Source organism: Stenotrophomonas sp. 22LJNL06-5-1 (genome assembly GCF_056861455.1).
On record NZ_JBSPUE010000007.1, the window covers coordinates 291,492 to 315,427 of the forward strand.

14 protein-coding genes and 1 riboswitch are annotated in these 23,936 nt (G+C 67.3%); of the genes, 6 read left to right on the forward strand and 8 right to left on the reverse strand.

The features are described from left to right. The first annotated feature begins 148 nt into the window (after window positions 1-148). The 3 genes from acs to AC13GF_RS16420 all read left to right on the forward strand — a co-directional run bounded on the left by acs (window position 149) and on the right by AC13GF_RS16420 (window position 3,897). On the forward strand, window positions 149-2,092 hold the full coding sequence (acs, locus tag AC13GF_RS16410; RefSeq protein WP_135966351.1) for an acetate--CoA ligase: 1,944 nt from the start codon (window positions 149-151) through the stop codon (window positions 2,090-2,092). A 121-nt stretch (window positions 2,093-2,213) separates the two neighbouring features. Beyond that, window positions 2,214-2,879 (forward strand): response regulator transcription factor, encoded by a 666-nt coding sequence (locus tag AC13GF_RS16415; protein WP_006477308.1) that lies wholly within the window; start codon window positions 2,214-2,216, stop codon window positions 2,877-2,879. A gap of 264 nt (window positions 2,880-3,143) precedes the next feature. Beyond that, a riboswitch (yybP-ykoY riboswitch) is annotated at window positions 3,144-3,233 on the forward strand. A gap of 88 nt (window positions 3,234-3,321) precedes the next feature. Next, complete coding sequence (locus AC13GF_RS16420) at window positions 3,322-3,897, forward strand: manganese efflux pump MntP (protein WP_164222679.1); 576 nt, start codon at window positions 3,322-3,324, stop codon at window positions 3,895-3,897. A 163-nt stretch (window positions 3,898-4,060) separates the two neighbouring features. Here AC13GF_RS16420 and AC13GF_RS16425 read toward each other — a convergent pair whose 3' ends face one another. The 6 genes from AC13GF_RS16425 to glyQ all read right to left on the reverse strand — a co-directional run bounded on the left by AC13GF_RS16425 (window position 4,061) and on the right by glyQ (window position 19,017). Continuing rightward, on the reverse strand, window positions 4,061-7,507 hold the full coding sequence (locus tag AC13GF_RS16425) for a hybrid sensor histidine kinase/response regulator (RefSeq protein WP_483005322.1): 3,447 nt from the start codon (window positions 7,505-7,507) through the stop codon (window positions 4,061-4,063). A 207-nt stretch (window positions 7,508-7,714) separates the two neighbouring features. Beyond that, on the reverse strand, window positions 7,715-9,862 hold the full coding sequence (locus AC13GF_RS16430) for a S46 family peptidase (RefSeq protein WP_483005323.1): 2,148 nt from the start codon (window positions 9,860-9,862) through the stop codon (window positions 7,715-7,717). Window positions 9,863-10,032: 170 nt separating this feature from the next. Next, window positions 10,033-13,893, reverse strand: coding sequence for a translocation/assembly module TamB domain-containing protein (locus tag AC13GF_RS16435; RefSeq protein WP_483005324.1), 3,861 nt, complete (start codon window positions 13,891-13,893; stop codon window positions 10,033-10,035). After that, entirely contained in the window at window positions 13,890-15,686 is a 1,797-nt protein-coding gene (locus tag AC13GF_RS16440) for an autotransporter assembly complex protein TamA (protein WP_099554341.1), read from the reverse strand. The genes AC13GF_RS16435 and AC13GF_RS16440 overlap by 4 nt, the downstream gene beginning before the upstream one ends. Window positions 15,687-15,942: 256 nt before the next feature. Further along, window positions 15,943-18,018: a glycine--tRNA ligase subunit beta gene (gene glyS, locus AC13GF_RS16445; RefSeq protein WP_483005325.1), complete on the reverse strand. Its 2,076-nt coding sequence runs from the start codon at window positions 18,016-18,018 to the stop codon at window positions 15,943-15,945. A gap of 87 nt (window positions 18,019-18,105) precedes the next feature. Next, window positions 18,106-19,017, reverse strand: coding sequence for a glycine--tRNA ligase subunit alpha (glyQ, locus tag AC13GF_RS16450; RefSeq protein WP_006403404.1), 912 nt, complete (start codon window positions 19,015-19,017; stop codon window positions 18,106-18,108). Window positions 19,018-19,100: 83 nt separating this feature from the next. Between glyQ and AC13GF_RS16455 the strand changes: the two genes are divergently transcribed. Genes AC13GF_RS16455 through AC13GF_RS16465 form a run of 3 tightly spaced genes read left to right on the forward strand, consistent with a single transcriptional unit; the run spans window position 19,101 to window position 22,616 of the window. Further along, window positions 19,101-20,936 (forward strand): GspE/PulE family protein, encoded by a 1,836-nt coding sequence (locus tag AC13GF_RS16455; RefSeq protein ID WP_483005326.1) that lies wholly within the window; start codon window positions 19,101-19,103, stop codon window positions 20,934-20,936. Continuing rightward, window positions 20,908-21,654 carry a glutamine amidotransferase gene (locus tag AC13GF_RS16460; protein WP_049443849.1) on the forward strand — a complete coding sequence of 249 codons (747 nt, stop codon included), beginning with the start codon at window positions 20,908-20,910 and terminating at the stop codon, window positions 21,652-21,654. Before AC13GF_RS16455 ends, AC13GF_RS16460 begins: the two co-directional genes overlap by 29 nt. Window positions 21,655-21,704: 50 nt before the next feature. Then, window positions 21,705-22,616, forward strand: coding sequence for a BPSS1780 family membrane protein (locus AC13GF_RS16465; RefSeq protein WP_110714191.1), 912 nt, complete (start codon window positions 21,705-21,707; stop codon window positions 22,614-22,616). 110 nt (window positions 22,617-22,726) lie between these two features. On the opposite strand, the gene tatC is transcribed toward AC13GF_RS16465, so the two are convergent. Together tatC and tatB are read right to left on the reverse strand one after the other, a co-directional pair. After that, complete coding sequence (gene tatC / locus AC13GF_RS16470; RefSeq protein WP_032128455.1) at window positions 22,727-23,476, reverse strand: twin-arginine translocase subunit TatC; 750 nt, start codon at window positions 23,474-23,476, stop codon at window positions 22,727-22,729. Continuing rightward, the gene (tatB, locus tag AC13GF_RS16475; protein WP_483005327.1) at window positions 23,473-23,934 is read right to left on the reverse strand and encodes a Sec-independent protein translocase protein TatB; all 462 of its coding nucleotides are present in this window, start codon (window positions 23,932-23,934) and stop codon (window positions 23,473-23,475) included. The genes tatC and tatB overlap by 4 nt, the downstream gene beginning before the upstream one ends. Window positions 23,935-23,936: the final 2 nt, after the last annotated feature.

Consider the following 23,936-nt stretch of genomic DNA (forward strand, 5'->3'; position numbering starts at 1 on the left):
TCGAACCCGGCCCTGCTGGGCGCTCACTTTCGACCATGGTCTAACCAAGGTGGTGACGCGGCCGGGGGTGGATGGGGCAAACTGAAGGGGATCGGTCGCCGCGATGCTGCGACCGCACATACAAAGTCAACGTGCAAGTGAGGGTGCCATGGCTGATATCTACCCCGTCGATCCGCAGTTCGCCGCCAAGGCACGCATCGACAAGACGTCGTACGAACAGCAGTACCAGGCGTCGGTGACCGACCCGGATGGTTTCTGGGGCAAGGCCGCCGAGCGCCTGCAATGGATGCGCAAGCCGACCAAGATCAAGAACGTCAGCTACGACCTGTCCGACTTCCACATCAAGTGGTTCGAGGATGGTGAGCTCAATGCCAGCGTGAACTGCCTGGATCGCCAGCTGGAAACGCGCGGCGACAAGACCGCCCTGCTGTTCGAGCCGGACGGTCCGGATGCACCGGCCCAGCACGTGACCTATCGCGAGCTGTACGAGCGCACCTGCCGCCTCGGCAACGCGCTGCGCAACCTCGGCGTCAAGAAGGGCGACCGGGTCACCATCTACCTGCCGATGATCGTCGACGCCGCGGTGGCCATGCTGGCCTGCGCGCGCATCGGTGCGATCCACTCGGTGGTGTTCGGTGGCTTCGCGCCGAACTCGATCGCCGACCGCGTCAGTGACTGCCAGAGCAAGCTGATCATCACCGCCGACGAGGGCCTGCGCGGTGGCCGCAAGATTCCGCTGAAGGCCAACGTCGATGCCGCGCTGAAGCTGCCGGGCACGAACACGGTTGAAACCGTGCTGGTGGTGCGCCACACCGGCGGCGCGGTGGACATGCAGGCCCCGCGCGACCGCTGGTTCCACGATGTGGTGGACAGCCAGCCGGCTACCTGCGAGCCGGAACGCATGAACGCGGAAGACCCGCTGTTCATCCTCTACACCTCCGGTTCCACCGGCAAGCCGAAGGGCGTGCTGCACACCACCGGCGGTTACCTGCTGTACGCGGCCTACACTCATGAAGCGGTGTTCGACCTGCGCGAGGACGACATCTACTGGTGCACCGCCGACGTCGGCTGGGTCACCGGCCACAGCTACATCGTGTACGGGCCGCTGGCCAACGGCGCGACCTCGCTGATGTTCGAAGGCGTACCGAACTACCCGGACACCTCGCGCTTCTGGAACGTCATCGACAAGCACAAGGTGACCATCTTCTACACCGCCCCGACCGCCATCCGTGCACTGATGCGCGAAGGCGAGGAGCCGGTGAAGAAGACCTCGCGCGCGTCGCTGCGCCTGCTCGGCAGTGTCGGCGAACCGATCAATCCGGAAGCCTGGCGCTGGTACTACGAGGTGGTCGGCGACAGCCGCTGCCCGATCGTCGATACCTGGTGGCAGACCGAGACCGGCGGCATCCTGATCTCGCCGCTGGCCGGCGCGATGGACCTCAAGCCGGGGTCGGCCACCCTGCCCTTCTTCGGCGTGCAGCCGGCGCTGGTCAATGCCGATGGCGAGATCCAGGACGGCCCGACCGAGGGCAACCTGATCATCCGTGATTCCTGGCCGGGCCAGATGCGCACGGTGTACGGCGACCACCAGCGTTTCATCGATACGTATTTCCGCACCTACCCGGGCAGCTACTTCACCGGCGACGGTTGCCGCCGCGACGAAGACGGCTACTACTGGATCACCGGCCGCGTCGATGACGTGATCAATGTGTCCGGCCACCGCATCGGCACCGCCGAAGTGGAAAGCGCGCTGGTCTCGCACCCGAAGGTGGCCGAAGCGGCCGTGGTCGGCTTCCCGCACGACGTGAAGGGCCAGGGTATCTACGCCTACGTCACCCTGGTGGCCGAAGAGGCACCGAGCGACGAGTTGCAGAAGGAACTGGTTGCCTGGGTGCGCAAGGAGATCGGCCCGATCGCCACGCCGGACCACCTGCAGTGGGCGCCGGGCCTGCCGAAGACCCGCTCGGGCAAGATCATGCGCCGCATCCTGCGCAAGATCGCCGAGAACGCACCGGACCAGCTTGGCGACACCTCGACCCTGGCCGATCCGTCGGTGGTGGCGTCGCTGGTGGACGAGCGCAAGGTGCGCTGATGGCGTGACTGCAGGCGCAGGACGCGCCAGGGACGTGGCCGGGAGGAGGGACCCGGCCGTGTCCGACCCGTCCTGCACCTGCCATCACGTCGCTCTTTTTCCTGATCGATAAGCTCGACCCATGACCACCCTCCTGATTGCCGATGACCACCCGCTGTTCCGCGAAGCCCTGCGTGGGGCCGTGCAGCGGGTCATCCCTGGCGTGCAGCTGTTCGAGGCCGACAGCGTGGAAGCGCTGTACGCGCTGGCCGACCAGCACAACGACGCCGACCTGGTCCTGATGGATCTCAACATGCCCGGTGCGCAGGGTTTCAACGCGCTGGTGCACATGCGCTCGCTGCACCCGCATCTGCCGGTGGTGGTGGTGTCCGCGCGCGAAGAAGCCACGGTGATGCGCCGCGCGCTCGACCACGGCGCGCTGGGCTTCATTCCGAAGTCTGCGGATTCGGACACCATCGGCCACGCACTGGGCACCATCCTCGATGGCGAGACCTGGGCACCGCCGGAAGCGCACAACGTGCCGCCCACCGGCAGCGAAGAACGCGAAGTCGGCCAGCGCCTGCGTGAGCTGACCCCGCAGCAGTTCCGCGTGCTGCAGATGCTGGGCGCAGGCCGCTTGAACAAGCAGATCGCCTACGACCTCAACGTCTCCGAAGCGACGATCAAGGCCCACGTCACCGCCATCCTGCGCAAGCTGGGCGTGACCAACCGCACCCAGGCCGTGCTGATGGCCGGCAAGCTGGCGATCGACGACGACGCCATCGTGCTGCCGCCGGAAGAAGACTGAAGGTAGTGCCGGCCGCTGGCCGGCATTGGCCTGAAACGCGTGAAATCACCTGAAACCACATTGGTAGGTGCCAAGCTTGCTTGGCACGCTCTCGGCATTACGCAAGCCGGCCAGCGGCCGGCACCACCGCATCTCCGGTGGGTGCCAAGCTTGCTTGGCACGCCTTTGCTTCGCCCTGTTATAGCCATCGCTATACAAACCAGCCCTGCCTGCGCGTTTCGCTGGAAATGCGCCACGCGCGAATCGCGGTGCTAAGCTTCGCGTCCCCTTGGGGAGTAGCCGGATTCCTACGCAGGAATCGTCCACGTCAACATACTCGGCCAGTGCGCCGTGGCGTGGACAACCATGATGGTTGGCGAGACCAGCGGCCCGCGCGCGCAACGTCAGGTTGGGCGCGAGCGCAGGCCGTGCGTCCGTCCTAGCCCGACCTCAGCAGCCGCCCATGTCCCCCATTTCGATCCTCCTGATCGGCTTTGCCATGTCCACCGATGCCTTCGCCGCGGCGATCGGCAAGGGTGCGGCCATGCGCAAGCCGGTGTTCCGCGATGCACTGCGTGCCGGCATCATCTTCGGCGTCATCGAGGCGATCACGCCCATCATCGGCTGGCTGCTCGGCCGCGCCGCGCTGCAGTACGTCGAAGCCTTCGACCACTGGATCGCCTTCGGCCTGCTCGGCGCGCTGGGCATCCACATGATCTACAACGGCCTGCGTCCGGACAGCGGCGAGGCAGATGAAGATCCCTCGCAGCACCACGGCTTCTGGAAGCTGGCGCTGACCGGATTCGCCACCAGCATCGACGCGATGGCGGTGGGCATCGGCCTGGCCTTCATGGACGTGCATATCGGCGTGATGGCCGCGGTCATCGGCCTGTGCACGCTGACCATGGTCACCGCCGGCATCATGCTCGGCCGCGTGCTGGGCAGCATGGTCGGCAAGCGTGCCGAGATCATCGGCGGCGTGATCCTGGTGATCATCGGCGCGACGATTCTCTACGAGCACCTGCACGGCGTGGGGTAACGCGTCGAAAGCGAGCGATTGCGTGGTTGCCGGCCAGCGGCCGGCACTACCTGACGTCACATCCACGCATGGCGTGGATCTACTGCCAGGCCGATGAAGCTTTGGTAGATGCCAGGCTTGCCTGGCATGGTTTCACGTCGTGGTTGCCGGCCAGCGGCCGGCACTACTGCGCGTCGCGCAGTGCGCCCAGGAAGGCCCGCAGCGAGGCCGGCTTGATTGGCTTGGTCAGCACGCGGTAACCGCGTTCGCGTGCCATCCGCTTCAGCTCGTCGCGGCCATCGGCGGTCAGCAGCGCACCCGGTAGCGGGTAACCGGCTGCCTCGCGCAGTGCCACCAGCGCGTCCAGGCCGTCCATGCGATCGTGCAGGTGGTAATCCACCAGCATCACCTGCGGGCGCTCGGCGATCTTCTCCAGCGCCTGGTCGACGGTGGCAGCGGTGATCACCTGCACCTGCCAGCGGCCGAGCAGGGCGCGCATGCCGTCGAGAATCTCTTCGTCGTTGTCCACGCACAGCACGCGCAGGCCGGCCAGCGAATCGCTGCGCAATGGTGCAGTCACGGCCTGTACCGGCGTGGCCAACTCGGTGTAGCCCGGCAGCGGCGCCACCCGCGGCAGGATGATCGAGAACATCGAACCACGACCCACGCGACTGCGTGCATTGAGGCGATGGTCGAGCAGGCGCGAGATGCGCTGGCAGATCGACAGGCCCAGCCCCAACCCCTGCTCACCCCAATCGAACGGTTGCTGGTAGCGGTGGAACTCTTCGAAGATCTGCCGCATGTGATGCTCGGGAATACCGGGGCCGGTATCCCAGACCTGCAGCTCCACCTCGTCACCGCGCTGGCGTACGGCCAGCACGATGCGGCCCTGGCGGGTGTAGCGCAGCGCATTGGCCATGAAGTTCTGCAGCACGCGGCGCAGCAGGCGGCGGTCACTGCGCACCCACGCCGGGCGCGCGAACAGGTCCAGGCGCAGGCCACGGCCGGCGGCGACCGGGGTGTACTGCGCGGCCAACTCGCGCATCAGCGCGCTCACGTCGAACTCGCCGATCACCGGATGCAGGCCACCGGCATCCAGACGCGATACATCCAGCAGGCCATCGAGCAGTTCTTCGGCCGCGCGCAGCGACGCATCCACGCGTTCGGCCAGATGCTTCTGCTCGTCGCTCACGTGATCACTGTCGCGCAGCGCGGAAGCAAACAGGCGCGCCGCATTCAACGGCTGCAGCACGTCATGGCTGATCGCCGCCAGGAAGCGGGTCTTCGACTGCTGTGCGACCTCGGCCTCATGCGAACGCTCGGCCACGCGCTGTTCCAGCGTCTCGTTGGCTTCCAGCAGTGCTTTTTCCGCGTGCTTGTAGTCGGTGATGTCGTTGTAGCTGGTCACGTAACCGCCGCCGGGCAGCGCCTGGCCACGCATCTCGATCACCTTGCCGTCGCTGCGGGTGCGCTCGAACACGTGCGGTGAACCGGCACGCATGTAGCCGATGCGGCGGTTGATCTGCACTTCGATATCGCCCTCGCCCAGCTCGCCGCGCTCGGCGTTGTAGCGGATCAGGTCGGCCACCGGGCGGCCCACGTAGAGCATGCCGTCGGGGTAGCCGAACATGTCCTGGTAGCGACGATTCCACGCGGTCAGCCGCATGTCCGGATCGACCACGCTGACCCCGGCGCTGATGTTCTCCAGTGTGGTCGACAGGATCTCGCGGTTGAAGCGCAGTTCCTGTCCGGCTTCGTCCAGCACCGCCACCACTTCGCCCAGGTCCATGCCCGAGCCGCGCAGCAGGCTGGTCAGCAGCAGGCGCGCCGAGGCCGCACCAATCGACGCGGCCAGCAGGCGCTCGGTGAACTGCACCCAGGGGCGGTCCGCAGGCGCCGAAGATTGCAGCTCACGGCCCAGCGACTGCGCCTGCTCGAAGAACGAGCGCCGCGCATGGCGCTCGCCGACCACACGCGAGGCCAGCGCCAGCAGGTCGCCCACATGCACGTGACCGGGCCAACCACCCGCCACCGACGGGCGTTCGGCATACGGGTCGAGGAAGGGTGCGGCGCGCAGGCGCTCGTCGACGCCCGGCCGCCAGCGTGCCGACACCAGCATCATCGTCGCCGCATTGACCAGCAGCGACCAGAACGTGCCATGGGTCAGCGGGTCCCACCCGGTCATGCCGAACAGCTGCTGCGGGCGCAGCCAGGTGATGCCGAACGGGCCGTCCTGCACCCAGCCAGCATCCATCCAGCCGGCCATGGTCATCGCCGGCAGCAACAGCGTATACAACCAGGTGGCAAAGCCCAGCAGCATGCCGGTCTCGACACCGCGGCGGCTGGCACCGCGCCAGTACAGGCCGCCAATCAGGCCCGGCGCGAACTGCGCCACCGCTGCAAACGCCATCAGGCCGTAGGAGGCCAGGGTGCTGTCATTGCTGCTGCTGCGGTAGTAGCTGTACGCCATCAGCGCCAGCAGCAGGATCGCAAGGCGTCGGATCCAAAGCACCCGCGAGGCGACGTCGGCCGCTTCCTGGTGGTCGCCACTGCGACGCAGCAGCACCGGCATCACCAGGTCGTTGCTGACCATGGTGGCCAGCGCGATGGACGAGACAATGACCATGCCGGTGGCCGCGGAGAAGCCGCCCACATAGGCGATCAGCGCCAGCGCGTTGCGGCCTTCCGCCAACGGCAGCGCCAGCACCATCGAGTCATCGGCAACGCCGCTGCCCACGCCGAACAGGCTGACACCGGCCGTGGCGATCGGCAGCACCATCGCCGAAATCAGCACCAGATAGCCACCAAACATCCAGCGTGCACGGCGTACATCGCGCACATCACCGCATTCGACCACCGCCACATGGAACTGGCGCGGCAGGCAGATGATGGCGAGGAAGCTGAGCAGGGTCTGCGAGATGAAACCCACTGGCGGCAATCCGGTGAACAGCGTATGCACCGACTCCACCACTGCCTCGTTGCGGTCGCTGAGCCAGACGTAGGCGAATACACCCACCGCCACCATCGCCACCAGCTTGATCACCGACTCCAGCGCAATGGCCAGCATCATGCCGTGGTGGTGCTCGGTGGCATCGACCTGGCGGGTACCGAACAGGGTGGCGAACAACGCCATCAGCAGCGCCACGTAAAGCGCCGGATCGGTGAAGAAGCCGGTCGGGCCGGTGTTGCCGGTCAACACCTGCAGGCTCATCGCCACCGCTTTGTACTGCAGGGCCAGGTACGGAATGATGCCGATCAGCGCGATGATCGCCACCAGTGCCGCCAACCGCCGCGAGCGGCCGAAGCGCGAGGAAATGAAATCGGCGATGGAGACCACGTTCTGGCTGCGTGCGATCAGCGCCAGGCGCTCGATGATGCGCCAGCCGAACAGCAGCAGCAGCAGCGGGCCGATGTAGATCGGCAGGTAGCCCACGCCGTTGCGCACGGCGGTGCCGACCGCGCCGTAGAAGGTCCACGACGAGCAGTACACGGCCAGCGCCAGGCTGTAGACCACCGGCCGCAGCCACGGCCGGTCGGGGTACATCGGCCGACGGTCGCCCCACCACGCCACGCCGAACAGCAGCGCGGCATAGGCAACCGAGACCAGCAGCAGGATCCAGCTGGAGACCACGCGTGCGTTTCCCTCAGGGCAGGGGCCAGTAGATCACGACCGTTGGTCGTGAGGGTAGGTCATGGCGGTGGGTCACGACCGTTGGTCCGTCTGGTGGGTCACGACCGTTGGTCGTGACGGGGACATCCGTGCCCACTAACAGTGGGCACCTACCGGGAATCAATGGGCACCCACCAGGAAGCGGTGGGCACCTGCCAGGCACCGGCGTTATTGGGCCGGCACGCCCATTTCCTTCAGCAGCTCCGGCGCCGGATAGACCTTGGCCAGCAGCCAGCGCAGGTAGCGCATGTCCACGTGCACGGCACGCTTGTAGCGCGGGTCGAACCACCAGCTGGCACTGACCGATTCCCAGTTGCTGTCGAAGTTCAGGCCGATCAGTTCGCCCTTGGCGTTGAGCACCGGCGAGCCGGAGTTGCCGCCGGTGGTATCCAGGTTGGTCAGGAAGTTGACCGTCTGGGTCTTCAGCGCCGGATCGGCGGTGCTGCCGAAGTCGCCCTTGGCGATGGCTGCCAGCAACGGCTTGGGGGCATCGAACGGATAGGCGTTGGTGTTCTTCTCGACGATGCCGGCCACGGTGGTCACCGGCGAGTAGGTCACGCCATCACGCGGGTGCAGCGCCTCCACCTTGCCGTAGCTGATGCGCAGGGTGCGGTTGGCATCCGGGTACACGGCGCGGCCCTGCTTGGCACGCCAGGCGAACAGCGCCTGCATGTAGGCCGGGCGCAGGCGCAGCTGCTCGCCTTCGCGGGTCTTGCTTTCGTTCTCGATGCGCAGCTGCGCGGCCACCAGCGGGCCGGCCACGGCGATCAGTGGATCGGCAGCCAGCGCCTTGCCTTCGCGTGCAGCAGCGAAGCGCGACAGGCGCTGCGCCTCGTCACCCAGCTGGGTGCCGGCATACAGGGTGTCCAATGCCTTGGCCAGCTGCTGCGGGGTACGGCCGAAGGCCGCGTCGAACTCGGCCACGCGCTGCGCGTCCGGCAGCTGCTGGTAGCGGGTCAGCAGGGTGGTCAGCAGCGCCTTCTCGACCTCCGGCGCGTAGCGGCGCTGGACCTGCTTGAGCACGCCTTCGATCATCGCCTGGTCGCGCTGCTGGAAACCGCTCTCGCGCTGCGCGTCCGGCTTGGCCGATTCGATGCGCAGGCGCTCCAGCAGCAGCGCAGAGCGCAGCAGCTGGCTCTGCGCGGCCATCTGGTCCAGCAGCAGGTCACGCTCGCCCACCGCCGCGCCCTGCGACAGGTTGGCCAGCAGCGCCTTGATGTCGCCCTGGTACTTGCGGTCGGTGGCAGCCAGCATCGCCGTCTCGTCGGCGGCACGCTGGGCCTTCGCGTCGCTGCGCAGCAGGCCTTCCAGCTCACCGGCGGCACGCTTGCGGTTGTTCTTCAGCGACTGCAGCTGCGAGGCGTAGCGGGTGCGCGCCTGCGCATCCTTGGCGCTGGCGGCCTCGATGGTGTCGATCATCTGCTGGAACACCGATACGCGGCGCGGCAGCACGGTATCGATCTGGCCGGCGAATTCGGCCGCGGTACGGTGGCGGTAGGTGATGCCCGGGTAACCGGCCAGCATCGCGTAGTCGCCTTCCTTCGGGCCTTCCACCGACATCTGCAGGTGCGCCGGCGCCCGGTAGGGCACGTTGTCCTTGCTGTAGGCGGCCGGCTTGCCGTCCTTGCCCACGTAGGCGCGCAGCAGGGTGAAATCGCCGGTGTGGCGCGGCCACATGAAGTTGTCGATCTCATCGCCGTAATTGCCGATCGCACGCGGCGGCGCGTACACCAGACGCACGTCGCTCAGTTCCAGCTGGGCGATGCGGTAGAAGTCGGTGCCGTAGTACATGTTGGCCACCGAGCAGCGCACGCTGCCGTCCTTCTCGCACTCGGCCACGATCTGCTTGCTGGCCGCATCGACGGCATCGAAGTAGGCGCGGCCGGTCTTGCCACGCGCCTGCGCCAGCACCTGGTCGGTCACCTTGTCGAAGCCGACGGTGACCAGCACGCGGAAGTCCGGGTTGGCCGGGCGCTCATCTGCGCGGTCCCTGGCGATGAAGCCACCATTGATCAGGTCGTGCTCGGGCGAGCTGTTGTACTGGATCACGCCCATCGCCACGTGGTGGTTGGTCAGCAGCAGGCCGTCGGCGGACACGAACGAGCCGGTGCCGCCACCGGCACGCACCACCGCGCTCAGCGGCGGCGCAGTGACGTTGGCCAGGTCGGCCGGATTGCCCTTGAAACCTGCAGCCTGCAGCGGCTTGGCCAGTTCCGGCAGCTGGGTCGGCATCCACATGCCTTCATCGGCGTGGGCACCGGCGGCGAGGGTCAGGCCCAGGGCCAGGGCGGTGGGAAGGGCTTTGCGTGGTGACATGAGGCAATCCGGTACGACAGAACAGCCCGGGACCATAGCCGCTGGGGGCGGATGGGGCAACGGCCGATGGTTGGGGCGACGCGCACGGTAGTGCCGGCCGCTGGCCGGCAACCCACGGAACTCGGGAGATACGGTGCAGTTGCCGGCCTGCGGCCGGCACTACCGCATCGTTATTTCTCCCGCCGCCAGTTGATCGACCCACGGTTTTCCACCGTGCTCGACTCCACTTCCACATCAAAGCCGCGACGCAGCAGGTACTTCAGCGTGATCACCGAACCGGCACCGACCAGCGACACGCCGTAGCCGACGTACAGCTTGGGCGAGATGTACTTGCCGACACCGATCACCGAACCACCCAGCGCGCGCGACTGGCTCACGCCGGCGTCGTCCAGGCCCAGCTTGGCACCCAGCTGCGAGGCCAGCAGGCCGCTGCCGGCCGACAATGCCGCCGAGGCCGCGTTGACCTGCTGGGTCTGGTCGCTGCTGGCGCCGGTCAGGCTGCGGCCCAGCACCAGGTAGGCCAGTGCTTCGGACTGCGACATCGCCGGATCGGACCACACGTCCGCACGCGGCTGCTGCGCACGCCCGGTTACGTCGATACCAGCAGTGACATCACCGATCCGGCGCTCGGCACGGATGTTGATGCGCGGGTCGGACACCGCGTTGTAGTTCCAGGTGAGGTTGCCACGGGTGATGGTCAGGTCCTGCCCATACGCCTTGTAGCGTCCACTCACTTCCAGCCCGCCATTGGCGGTCATTTCACGGCCAGGCTTGGCCCAGACCTGCATCTTGCCGGTCAGCGCGCCCTTCAGGCCGAAGCCGGTCATCTTGACCTTGTCACCTAGGCTGACAACCAGCTCCATGTCCAACGGCGAGGTGCGCGACTCTTCCGGATCAGCCGGGTCCAGCACCACCACGTCTTCGGACACCGAGGTGCCACGGTCCAGGCGCTCAAGGTCGATGTCGGCTTCGGGCACGTGCACGGTACCGCGCAGTTCCATCGCCGCCTTGGCCAGGGTGAAGTCGAGGTTGGGGTTGGCGACGATGCGCAGCTCGCTGGTGTTGGACAGCAGCACGTTGTCGCCGTGGATCTTCAACTGCAGCGGCTGTGCATCACCAAACCACGACAGGCCACCATCGACATACAGCGTGCCCTGGCCCGAATTGGCCTGCGCGGTGATCTTGGCCGAACCGTCGGGCTGGGCCACGAAGCTGCCCTTGCCCTGGTCGAAGGTCAGGCCCAGCGCCGGGAATTCACCCTTGAAATTGCTCAACTGCGCGTCGCCGCCCAGCGAGGGCTGGCCGCGCGTGCCGCGCAGGCTGACGTGGCCTTCGATCAGGCCGGTCGGGCGCACGATGTCCGGCGAGAACAGCTCCAGCCAGTACAGCCGCGACATGTTGAGATAGAGCTCGCCGTTCAACGGCGCGCTGGCTTCCCAGCCGGTCTGCATCCTGGCATCGACGAAGCCGTTGCCCTGGAAGCCCATGCCCAGATAGCCCTTGATGCTGGCCGGGGTCATGTCGAGCTTGAGCGAGAACTGGTCATAGCGCACCAGCTCGCCGCGGGTGGTGTCCCCCACAGTGTTGCGATTCTCGCCCAGGCGTACGCCGCCTTCCTTCGAGCGCACTTCCACATGGCCTTCCCAGGCATTGCCGCGCGGGCGGATCTGCGCGTCCAGGCTGACATCGCCACGCAGGTAGATGCGGCGGCCGGACTGCGGTGGCAACCACGGCTGCACCAGCGCCAGTGGCAGTGCATCACTGCGCACCACCAGGCCCTCGCGCGGCCAGTTGGCCTGTGCGCACAGTGTGCCGCTGCTGGCAGCGGCCAGGCAGGCTTCGCCCAGCGTGTAGTTGCTGCCATTGATCGCGAACGCCGCCGGTGCACGCAGCGACCAGGCATCACCCTTCACCGGTGCGATGCGCAGCGCGGCCAGCTCGCCGCGCCACTGCGCGCCCTGTTGGCGGACGCTGCCCTGCAGCTCGATCGCGCCCATTTCGTTGCGGGTCTGCGCGGCCAGGCGCAGGTTGGAGACACTGCCCTGCGCATCCACGTTCAAGCGTTCCAGCAGCATGCCGGCATTGACCTGCTGGCCCTGGATCGCCAGCGTGCCGCTGTCGCCGCGCCACGGCAGGTGGCCCTTGATGCTCACGCTCTCGGCGCCGTAGCCGTCCCAGTTGAGGTTGTTGCCGACCAGGTCGGCGGTGATGTCCGGCGCATCGCGCGGGCCCTTCACCTGTACCTGCCCACGCAGGCCGCCATCGGCGCCCGGCAGCAGATCGCTCAGCTGCAGTGGCTCGAAGCGCGCATCGATGTCGAGGCGATCACCGACCTTGCCCGAAGCGGTCACCCGGCTGCTGCCCAGCGCCAGCTTCAGGTCACCCTGGCCCTGCGCGCCCTGCAGCGCGAACTTGCCCTGCGCATCGAGATTGCGCTGGCGCAGCACGCCCTTCAGCGAGGGTAGATCGACGGTGGCTTCCAGCGTGCCGGCGGTGCCCGGCGGCGCGTTTGCCGGCGGCGGCAGCTGGCGGCCCTTGGAGGCCAGGTTGCCGGACAGGCGGCCATTCCAGCCCGGCACGAAATAGCCGGGGTCGAAGTCCTTCAGCGTGGCCTTGGCATCCCAGTCCAGCTGCGGTGCCCACGCCACCTTGCCTTCCACCTGCAGCTGGCCACCCGGCGTCTGCGCCTGCAGCTGGTGGATCGACGCGGCCTGGTCGTTGCCGCGCACATCGAAGTGCAGCTGCGCCTTCTGCGCGTCACGCTCGACCTCGGCGCGGCCGATCGCGGCCCAGGCCTTCAGGGTTCCGGCCAGGCCGAAGCGTGCTTCCTTCAAGGTGACCGGCACCGGTGCACTGCCGGCGGTGTTCGGGTCCGCCGCTGGCACGTAGGTCAGATCATGTGCGACCACCGAGAAGTTGAGCTTCTGCTGGTCTTCCTGGCTGAAATCGGCGGTGCCCTCAAGCCGTGCTTCGCCACCAAGGCCCTTCACCAGCAGCGGCGAGACCTTCAGTACCTGGTCCTGCAGCGACACCACCGACGGTGCCAGTTCCAGTTCCTGATCGCCCTGCTTCACCTTGCCGCGCAGGTTGGCGTTGCCGCCCTTGCCGGCAGCGGTGAAGTCCAGCGCCAGCGGCGCGATCGCCGAGCTGGCCAGTGCCGGCGACAGCAGCGCCAGATCCAGCTCGTCACTGCGGATGCTGGCGCTCCAGCTCGGATCGGTGCGGCCATCGAACACCAGCATCGCGTGCAACGGCTTCGGCGCGCGCCCGGCTACGGCCACTTCCATGTGCGACAGGTCACCACGGGCGACCAGGCCGACGGTGGCGGCCGTGCGGCCACGCGGCGCCGGCAGCACCGCGGTGACGGTCACGTCGGTGTCGTAGTCCTTGGCCGGGATGTAGCGGCCCTGGGCGGTGAAATTGCCCATGTCGCTGTCCACCACCAGCTTGTGCGCCTGGAACTCGCCGTTGGCGATCTCGATGCCACCACGCACCCGGCTGATGTCGATCACCGGCTCGTTGGCCTGGCTGATGCGGAAGCCGTCGATGGCGATGGCATCGGCCTGGATCGCCAGCGGCATCTCGATCTGCGGCAGCGAATCCGGCCACGACGGCAGCTTGAACGGCTCGTCACTCTTGGCCAGGTTCAGCGTCGCGTTGGTCAGCTCCAGCTTGTCCAGCAGCAGCTTGCGGCCCAGCAGCGGGCGCAGGTCCGGCTCCAGGTGCGCACGCTCGGCATGGAAATGGATGTCGTCGTAGCGGAAGTCGACGTTGTACAGGGTCAGCGGGCCGGCCACCGGGCCTTCCACCTTGTCCCAGGTGAAGCTGGCGCCCACCGGCAGCCGTGCGACCACCTGTGCCAGCAGCACGTCACGGCCGGCCACGGTCTGCAGCAGCCAGTACACCGCCAGCAGGGCCAGCAGCACCAGGCCCAGCACGCCCACACCGGACCAGGCCCAGAAGCGGCGGCGGCGGTAGAAGCGCACGCGCGGCGGCGTGGTCGGGTTCGGAGTGGGTGCGGGCGTACTCACAGGTCCGCTCCGATGTTGAGGTACAGCTGGAACTGCGAATCCGGGTTGTTCAGGCCATGCGCGATATCCACGCGCACCGGGCCCACCGGCGATTTCCAGCGCACGCCGAAGCCGACGCCGGTGTGCAGATCAATGGTGTTGTCGAAGGCGCTGCCGGTATCGACGAACACCGCCGCACCCCAGGGGCCACCATTGAAGTAGTGTTCATACTCGGCCGAGCCGATCACCAGGTTCTTGGCGCCCAGCGCGTACTTGTCCGGTGCCGGGGTCCGCGGGCCCACCTCGCGGTAGGCATAGCCGCGGATGCTGCGGTCGCCACCGGCGAAGTAGCGCAGGCTCGGCGGCATCGCCACCAGGTCGCTGGTCCAGGTGGTGCCACCCTCGCCGCGCAGGATCAGGCGGTTGCTTTCGCCCACCGGGATGTACCAGCGCAGCACGGCGTTGGCCTGCACGAAGCTGGTGTCCGAACCCGCGCCCTCCACACCGGCGCGCATCGTCGCGGTACCGCTGATGCCCTTGCGCGGGAACAGTTCGTCATCGACGTTGACGTAGTCGGCGACCAGCTGCGGGTAGACCAGCGTCGAGGTGTTGTAGACCGCGTCGGTGAATTCGGTGCCGGAGGCATAGCGCCAGCGCTCGCGCAGCGCGTTGATCGAGGCGATCGCGGTCCAGTGTTCGTTGATCTCGCCGCTGCGGCTGGCGATCAGCTTGAAGTTGCGCAGGTCGATGTAGTCGGTCTGCTCGTCGTAGGCGCTGGCAGCGAAGGTGTACCAGCCATCAAGCCAGTTGAAGGCCGGAATGCGGTAGCTGGTGACCAGGCTCTTGCGCTTCTGCGCATAGTCCAGCTGCGTGTTCATCTTGTGGCCGCGGTTGTTCAGCCACCGCCGCTCGATGCCACCGCGCACACCCGGGCCACTCTCGCTGCCGTAGCTCAGACCCGCGGTATAGATGGTGCGCTTGGCACGGGTCAGCTTCACATCCACCGGCACTTCGCCATTCGCATCGGCCTGGTCGGGCCGTGGCTGGATGTCGATCACGCTGAAGTAGTCCAGCTTGGTCAGCGACTCGCGCAGCCGGTCCAGCTTGCCCTCGTGGAAGTAGCTACCCTGTTCCCAGTACACCAGCGGGTCGAACAGCTTGTCGACGAAGTAATCCTGCTCGAAACGCACCGGGCCCATGTTGTAGCGGCGGCCGCTGTCCCAGGTCAGGTCGATGTCGGCCGCATTGTCGGCACGGGTGATCTGCACCTGGCGCTGGGTGTAGTCGGCATCGAAATAGCCACGTTCGGCCAGGCGACGGGTGACGGTGATCTTGCTGGCTTCGTACTGCGTGTGCTCGAAACGCTGGCCCTTGCGGGGCTTGAACGCGGCCAGGTCGTCCTGCAGGTACTGGTCGTACATCGCCGGTCCGGTGATGTCGATGTGTTCGCGGCGGACGGTGACCGGGGTGCCCTTGTCGACATGGATCAGCACGCGGACGTGCTCGTCCTCGCGCGGCGCCTCGACCTTGATCACCGGGTTGTAGTACCCGAACGGTTCCAGTGCCTGGCGGGTCTGACGCTCGGCCTGTGACAGCAGGTACTCCAGGCGCGATTCGCCCTGTTCCTTGCCGATCGTGTCGTACAGCGACAGCGATTCCTGGATGTTCTCGATGATTGCGGCGTCGTCGCCCTTGTCCAATCCCTTGATGTCCACCTTGTCGATGGTGCCGCGCGCGTGGGCCACGGAGGTGGCGGCCAGCGACAGGACCATCAGCGGCAGGGCGTATTTCTTTGGCTGCATGCGGCACAGCATACCGACCGGAGGTGACGATGCGAAATGCATCACGTCATTGGGGATCGGTTGTTAAGTGGCGGTCAAAATACGCGCCTTTGTGGCGATCGTCGTGATCGCAGCCGAGGATGCCGGCATCGTGCGCGATGCCGGCAATGACCCCGATGGACATCCGCCGACGGTGATCCGGTAGTGCCGGCCGCTGGCCGGCAACCCACACATCGATTCGATACGTGGTGGCAACGCCGGCCAGCGGCCGGCACTACCGATACGGGCGTCAGCTCGACAGATGCTCGATCGCTGCCACCTTGCCCAGGCGCTCGCCCAGCATCGTCAGCAGCGCCAGGCGGTTGCCACGCAGCGCCGGATCCTCGGCATTGACCATCACGCCATCGAAGAAGGCGTCGACCTGCGGGCGCAGGCGGGCCAGACGGGCCAGCACGGCCACGTAATCCTTCTGCTGCAGGCTGGCGCCGGTGTCGTCGATCGCTGCGGTGACCGCCTCAGCCAGCGCGCGCTCGGCATCTTCCTGCAGCAGTGCCGGGTCGATCTGGGCCGGAATGTCGCCCTCGGCCTTGCGCAGGATGTTGCGGATGCGCTTGTTGGCCGCTGCCAGTGCCTCGGCTTCCGGCAGCGCGGCGAAGGTGCCGATCGCATCCACGCGGCGGTCGAAGTCGTACAGTGAGGCCGGCTTCAGCTCGGCCACGGCGTTGAAGTGCGTGGCCGGCACGCCCTTGTCAGCGTAGTAGCCCTTCAGGCGGTCGAGGATGAAGTCGTACAGTTCACCGACGTCGGCCTGCACGTTGCGCGCGGCCAGGCCGGCGTTGGCGCTGGCCAGCAGCGCGCGCAGGTCCAGCTCGAAGCCGCTTTCGATGATCGTGCGGGCCAGGCCCAGCGCGTTGCGGCGCAGGGCGAACGGGTCCTTGTTGCCGGTCGGCTTCAAGCCTGCGGCAAAACCACCGGCCAGCGTGTCCACGCGCTCGGCAATGGCCAGCACCTTGCCCAGCGGCGACAGCGCGATGTCGTCACCGCCGAAGCGCGGCTGGTAGGCCTCGTCGATGGCCAGCGCCACCTCCTGCGATTCACCACCGGTCACGGCGTAGTGGCGGCCGGCGATGCCCTGCAGTTCCGGGAATTCGTTGACCATGCGCGACTGCAGGTCGTTCTTGGCCAGCTCGGCAGCCCGCTTGGCCTGCGCGGCGTCGGCGCCGACCTGGGGTGCGATCACTTCGGCCAGGGCGGCCACGCGTGCCACCTTGTCGGCCACGCTGCCCAGCTTGGCCTGGTAGGTCACCGTCTTCAGGCCCTCGCCCATCGATACCAGGCCCTGCTTCAGGTCCTCGTCGAAGAAGAACTTGGCATCGGCGAAGCGCGGGCGGATCACGCGCTCGTAGCCCTTGGCCACTTCGGCCACGTCCTTCGATTCGATGTTGGCGATGCCGATGAACTGCTCGGTCAGCTTGCCGCTGTCATCCAGCACCGGGAAGAATTTCTGGTTGATCTCCATCGTCTCGATCAGCGCTTCCTGCGGTACCGCCAGGAACGCGCGTTCGAAGCTGCACAACACCGCCGACGGCCACTCGACCAGGTTCACCACCTGCTCTAGGTTGTCCTCGGTGATGCGGGCGCTGCCGCCGGCCTTGGCCGCAGCGGCCTCGACCTCGGCGACGATGCGCGCGCGGCGCTCGCTCGGGTCGACCAGCACGAACGCAGCGCGCAGGGCTTCAACGTAGTCCTGCGGCTGTGCCAGCGACACGGCCTGGTCGTGGTGGAAGCGATGGCCACGGCTGACGCGGCCGGCCTGCAGGCCGAACAGCTCGGCTTCGACCACGTTGGCGCCGTGCAGCAGCACCAGCCAGTGCGCCGGGCGCGCAAAGCCCCAGGCGTGGTCACCCCAGCGCATCGGCTTGGGAATCGGCATCGCCGCAATCGCCTCGCGCAGGATCTCCGGCAGCAGGCTGGCGGTGGTCGCGCCCGGGGTCACCGCACGGTGCACGAAGCGCTCACCCTTGTTGTCGGTGGTCTTCTCCAGTGCGGTCCAGTCGATCCCGGCCTTGGCGGCGAAGCCCTGCAGGGCCTTGGTCGGCTGGCCTTCGGCGTCCAGCGCGATGTTCAGGTACGGGCCCAGCACTTCGCTGTGCTGTTCCGGCTGTTCCAGGCCGACGCCCGGCAGCAGCACGGCCAGGCGGCGCGGGGTCGACAGCGGGCGCGCATCGCCCAGTTCCAGCGCGACACCGCGCTTGCGCAGGCCTTCGACAACACCGTCGAAGAACGCCTGGGCCAGGCCCGGCAGCGCCTTGACCGGCAGCTCCTCGGTGCCCAGTTCGATCAGCAGGGGGGACAGTTGGCTCATCGGTTCGATCCTGTGGTGGGGGCGCAGCGCGCAACGCGTCCGGCGCCCCGGGTAGTTGATGAAAAGCGGGTCGGTGCGGGAGGGCCGTCAGGCCTTCTTCGCACCCGGGAAGCCCAGCTTCTCGCGCTGCTCGTAGTACGCCTTGGCCACCGCCTGGGCCAGCGCGCGCACGCGCAGGATGTAGCGCTGGCGCTCGGTCACGCTGATCGCGCGGCGCGCATCGAGCAGGTTGAAGGTGTGGCTGGCCTTCATCACCTGCTCGTAGGCCGGCAGCGGCAGGTTCACTTCCACCAGCTTCTGCGCTTCACGCTCGCAGGCGTCGAAACGGTGGAACATTTCTTCCACGTCGGCGTATTCGAAGTTGTAGGTGCTCTGCTCCACCTCGTTCTGGTGGTAGACGTCACCGTAGGTCACCGGCTGGCCGTCCGGGCCATAGGTCCAGACCAGGTCGTAGACGTTGTCGCAGTTCTGCAGGTACATGCACAGGCGCTCGAGACCGTAGGTGATCTCGCCCAGCACCGGGCGGCACTCCAGGCCACCGGCCTGCTGGAAGTAGGTGAACTGGGTCACTTCCATGCCGTTGAGCCAGACTTCCCAGCCCAGGCCCCAGGCGCCCAGCGTCGGCGATTCCCAGTTGTCCTCGACGAAGCGCAGGTCGTGCACCAGCGGGTCGATGCCCAGTGCCTTCAGCGAATCCAGGTACAGCTGCTGGATGTTGTCCGGCGCCGGCTTCATCGCCACCTGGTACTGGTAGTAGCGCTGCAGGCGGTTCGGGTTCTCGCCGTAGCGGCCATCAGTCGGGCGGCGCGAGGGCTGCACGTAGGCCGCGTTCCAGCTTTCCGGACCGATCGCGCGCAGGAAGGTGGCCGGGTGGAAGGTACCGGCGCCCACCTCCAGGTCGAGCGGCTGGATGAGCACGCAGCCCTGCTGGGCCCAGAACTGGTTCAGGGTCTGGATCAAGCCCTGGAAGGTGATCGGAACGGTCGGGGTCGCGGACATGCGTACGAGTCTTGGCCGGCAAGGGGGTGCGTTAGTATAACGGCCGACCTGCGGGGCATTCCGTACCCGGGAGGAGCAGGCAGATGGAACATCGGCTGCCGGTGGGCACGCCCGGCGAGGCTGGCGGCGTACCGCTGCCGTGGGGTCGCCTGCAGTTCGAGCAGATTGCCGCGGCCCTGGTCGCCGATGACCTGGTGGCCGAGCAGGACCGCGAGCGCATGCGGTTTTCCGCACAGGGCGCGCGCAATGCCAGTGAAGTGCACCCGCTGGTGCTGCTGTCCAACCTCAAGCTGGCCGCCAACGGTGGTGGCGAGCTGACCCTGGAACGCCTCACCGAGTGGCTGGCGCAGCGTACCGGCAGCCGCTACCTGCGCATCGACCCGACCCGGGTCGACGTCGCCGCGGTGACCGCGCTGGTGTCGCACGCCTACGCGCGCCGCCACCGTTTCCTGCCGTTGGCGGTGGATGCCGAGCGCGTGCTGGTGGCCACCAGCGAGCCGCTGGTGCAGGAATGGCGCCGCGACCTGCAGCACCTGACCCGCCGCCGCATCGAGTTGGCCGTGGTCAATCCGCTGGACCTGCACCGCTACACCATGGAGTTCTACGGGGTGACCCGTTCGGTGCGCGGCGCCCGTGGCGACGTGCGTGGCGAAGCCAACACCACCCTGCCCAGCTTCGAGCAGCTGGTGGAGCTGGGCCGCACCGGCGACGTCAATGCCGACGACCAGCACATCGTGCATATCGTCGACTGGCTGCTGCAGTACGCCTATGAACAGCGCGCGTCGGACATCCACCTGGAGCCGCGCCGCGAGATGGGACGCATGCGCTTCCGCATCGACGGCGTGCTGCACAAGGTGTTCGAGGTACCACCGGCAGTGATGACCGCCGTGGTCAGCCGCATCAAGGTGCTCGGCCGCATGGATCTGGCCGAGCGCCGGCGCCCGCAGGACGGCCGCATCAAGACCCGCTCGCCAGGTGGCCGCGAGGTCGAGATGCGCCTGTCGACCATGCCCACCGCCTTCGGCGAGAAGTGCGTGATGCGCATCTTCGACCCGGATGCCGCGTTCAAGAGCATCGACCAGCTCGGTTTCAGCCCGCAGGAGGCCGCCGGCTGGAATGCGCTGGTCGAGCGCCCGCACGGCATCGTGCTGGTGACCGGCCCGACCGGCTCGGGCAAGACCACCACCCTGTATTCCACGCTGAAGCGGCTGGCCACGCCGGACGTGAACGTGTGCACGGTGGAGGACCCGATCGAGATGATCGCGCCCGAGTTCAACCAGATGCAGGTGCAGACCAACATCGACCTGGACTTCGCCAGCGGCGTGCGCACCCTGCTGCGGCAGGACCCGGACATCATCATGATCGGCGAGATCCGCGACCTGGAAACCGCGCAGATGGCGGTGCAGGCCTCGCTGACCGGCCATCTGGTGCTGTCCACCCTGCATACCAACGACGCGCCCTCGGCGGTCACCCGCCTGCTCGACCTGGGCGTGCCGCACTACCTGCTGGCCAGCACCCTCAACGGCATCCTCGCCCAGCGCCTGGTGCGCACGCTGTGCCCGCACTGCAAGCAGCCACACAGCCTCGGCGCCGCCGATTGGGCCGTGCTGGCTGATAGCCATGCTGCATATCCAGATGCCGCCACGCCCTGTCGGCCGGTCGGTTGCCTGGAGTGCCGGCGCACCGGATTCCTCGGCCGCATCGGGCTGTATGAGTTGCTGCCATTGGGCTCGCGGCTGCGCGGGCAGATCCGCGCCGACATGGATCTGGCCGGTTTCAGCCGTGCCGCACGGGCTGAAGGGCTGCGAACCCTCCGCCAGGCCGGGCTTGAAAAGGTAGCGCAGGGGCTGACTACAATCGAGGAAGTCCTGTCAGTCCTGCCGCCCCCGGATGAACCCAGCCCCGTTCCTGATCCTTGAAACCGGCCGCCCGGTACCGTCGCTGCGCCGCTACGGGCGCTTTCCGCACTGGATCCGCGTTGCCGCCGGGCTGGAAGAGCACGAGACGGTGGTGGTCGATGTCGAACACGGTGGCGCCCTGCCCGACCCACATGCCTTCGCTGGCGTGCTGGTGACCGGCTCGGCCGCCTTCGTCACCGACCACGCCGAGTGGAGCGAACGCAGCGCCGCATGGCTGCGCCAGACCGCCCACGCAGACCTGCCGGTGTTCGGCATCTGCTACGGCCACCAGCTGCTGGCGCACGCGCTGGGTGGCGAGGTAGCCTACAACCCGGCCGGCCGTGAGTCCGGCACGATCGAGCTGGAACTGCAGCCGCAGGCCGCGCAGGACCCGCTGTTCCAGGGGCTGCCACAGCATTTCGCCGCCCACGCCACCCACCTGCAGACCGTGCTACGCGCACCCGACGGCGCCGAAGTGCTGGCACGCTCGCCGCTGGACGGCTGCCACGCCTTCCGCTGGGGCCGCCAGGCCTGGGGCGTGCAGTTCCATCCGGAATTCGCCACCCACCACATGCGCGGCTACGTGCGCGCCCGCGCCGACTGCATCGGTCGCCACGGTGGCTGTGCCCGCAGCATCGAGCGTGCGGTCAGCGCCGCGCCGCTGGCCCGCCAGCTGTTGCGCCGCTTCGTCCGTCAGGCGCGGCTGTCTTCAGCCCAGCCGGTGGCAAAACAGGGATAATCGGCGGCACGGGCAGCCGCCCGGCCCCCTCCTGTCCTTCCCGGATGTCCATGAAAGAGATTCGCAAGCTGCCGGCTTCGGCGGGCGCCCAGTGGTTGCTGGATACGTTCTCGCTGTACCGGCGTGCGCCGCTGCAGCTGGCCCGGATCGGCCTGACCTGGCTGCTGGTGAGCTGGGTGGTCACGCTGCTGTCGACGCTGATTCCCGGCGCCGCCGGCATGGCCGTGCAGCTGATGACCCTGGCCATCTCGCCGATCATGTTCGGCGGCATGTTGTACGCCGTGGGCGAGATCGACGAAGGCCGCCCGGGCCTGGCCTCGCACCTGCTGCAACCGATCCGCGACCACCGCGTCAGCCACCTGCTGGTGCCGCTGGCGATCCAGGTGCTGGCGGTACTGCTGCTGGGCGCACTGCTGTTCATGATGATCGGCCGCGAGGGCTTCACCGCCTTCAGCGAGGTCATGACCAAGATGGAAGAGATCAGCCGCAGCGGCCAGCAGATCAAGCCAGACGATGCCGCCGCGCTGGTCGCCAACCTCCCGGCCAAGCGCATCGCGCTGTGGATGCTGCTGGTGTTCCTGAGCGCGGTAGCACTGTCGCTGGCGATGTTCACCCAGCCGGCGCTGGTGGTGTTCGACAAGCAGAGCGGCATGCATGCGCTGCGCCTGAGCCTGCAGGGCTGCATCGAGAACATCGGCGCGATGTTCGTGTTCGCCGTACTCGGCCTGATCGCCGCGTTCTGCATGTACATCCTGTTCGTGATCGTGATCCAGATCGCGATGCTGATCGGTGGCCCGCTGGCCGCGGCCTTCATCGCCCAGCTGGTGCTGACCACGGTGCTGATGCCGCTGTATGTCGGCGCGGTCTACGCCGCCTGGAAACAGATGTTCGTGCATCGCGGCAGCCGCGCGGCCCCGCCGATTCCGACCACGCCGACCTCCAGCGACGTGTTCCACGCCTGACCAGAACGCAGGTAGATCCACGCCATGCGTGGATAGAAAAAGGGGACGGAGGGGATTAAGTCGTTAGCCGCACAGTGGCGCAAACGACTTAATCCCCTCCGTCCCCTTTTTCAGGCAGCGGGCTTCTTCACTACCGACGACGGCACCAGCCAGCGTGCGGCGTGGATGCCGAGCTCGTAGAGCAGGCACATCGGGATCGCCAGCATCAGTTGCGAGACCACGTCCGGCGGGGTCAGCACCGCCGCCACCACGAAGATGCCGACGATCGCGTAACCACGGCCTTCCTTGAACTGCTGCGGCGTCACCCAGCCCAGCAGCACCAGGATCACCATCGCCACCGGCAGTTCGAAGCTGCCGCCGAAGGCGAAGAAGATCGCCAGCACGAAGTCCAGATAGGCGTTCGCATCCGGGGTGATCGCGATCACGTCCGGGCTGAAGGTGGTGAGGAAGTGGAATACCGCCGGCAGCACCAGGAAGTAGGCGAAGGCACAGCCGGCGTAGAACAGCAGCACCGACGACACCAGCAACGGCACCGCCAGGCGCTTCTCACGCGCGTACAGGCCCGGGGCAACGAACGCCCACAACTGGTACAGCAGCCACGGCACCGCCACGAACAGGGCCACGAAGAAGGTCAGCTTCAGCGGTGCGAAGAAGGCACCGGCCGGATTGGTGGCGATCATCGTCTGCCCGTTCGGCAGCTGCGAGACCAGCGGTTCGGCCAGCGCGTTGTACAGCTTCTGGGTAAACGGCAGCAGCGCCAGCAGCACCACGCCCAGGCCCAGCAACGCGCGCACCAGGCGACCGCGCAGTTCCACCAGATGTTCGACCAGCGAGCTTTCGCCGAAATCCTGTTCACTCATGGCTGGCGCTCCGGGCTGCTCTGCGGCGGCGGTGCACCGGCTTCAGGGGGCGTCGCCGGCGTCGGCTCGGGAGCAACGCTCTCGTATGCCGGCGCATCGGCGTCGGGCGCAGCGCTCATATGCGGCGGCAGATCCGCAGGCGCCGGTGCGCGAACCTCCTGCGCCAGCGTATCGCCCTGCTGCTGGGCCTCCTGCGCTTCGCGACGGATCGCTTCACCGCTGGCGCGCAGCTGGTTCTCGGTGTCCTGCATGCCCTGGCGCACGTCCTGCATCTGCCGCTTGATGTCCTCGGCCTGCAGTTCGCGCTCCAGTTCCTGTTTCACCGAATCCCACTGATTGCGGGCACGACGCACCCACAGGCCGGCGAAGCGGGCCGCCTTGGGCAGGCGCTCGGGACCGAGCACCACCAGGGCGACCACTGCAATCACCAGCAGTTCGCTGAAGCCGATATCGAACACCG

Bases quoted from the DNA above. Each gene is read 5' to 3' on its own strand.
- AC13GF_RS16460 (WP_049443849.1), top strand. From the start codon at position 20,908: ATGAACCCAGCCCCGTTCCTGATCCTTGAAACCGGCCGCCCGGTACCG.
- glyQ (WP_006403404.1), bottom strand. From the start codon at position 19,017: ATGTCCGCGACCCCGACCGTTCCGATCACCTTCCAGGGCTTGATCCAG.
- acs (WP_135966351.1), top strand. From the start codon at position 149: ATGGCTGATATCTACCCCGTCGATCCGCAGTTCGCCGCCAAGGCACGC.
- tatC (WP_032128455.1), bottom strand. From the start codon at position 23,476: ATGAGTGAACAGGATTTCGGCGAAAGCTCGCTGGTCGAACATCTGGTG.
- glyS (WP_483005325.1), bottom strand. From the start codon at position 18,018: ATGAGCCAACTGTCCCCCCTGCTGATCGAACTGGGCACCGAGGAGCTG.
- AC13GF_RS16415 (WP_006477308.1), top strand. From the start codon at position 2,214: ATGACCACCCTCCTGATTGCCGATGACCACCCGCTGTTCCGCGAAGCC.
- AC13GF_RS16430 (WP_483005323.1), bottom strand. From the start codon at position 9,862: ATGTCACCACGCAAAGCCCTTCCCACCGCCCTGGCCCTGGGCCTGACC.
- AC13GF_RS16455 (WP_483005326.1), top strand. From the start codon at position 19,101: ATGGAACATCGGCTGCCGGTGGGCACGCCCGGCGAGGCTGGCGGCGTA.
- AC13GF_RS16465 (WP_110714191.1), top strand. From the start codon at position 21,705: ATGAAAGAGATTCGCAAGCTGCCGGCTTCGGCGGGCGCCCAGTGGTTG.
- AC13GF_RS16420 (WP_164222679.1), top strand. From the start codon at position 3,322: ATGTCCCCCATTTCGATCCTCCTGATCGGCTTTGCCATGTCCACCGAT.
- AC13GF_RS16440 (WP_099554341.1), bottom strand. From the start codon at position 15,686: ATGCTGTGCCGCATGCAGCCAAAGAAATACGCCCTGCCGCTGATGGTC.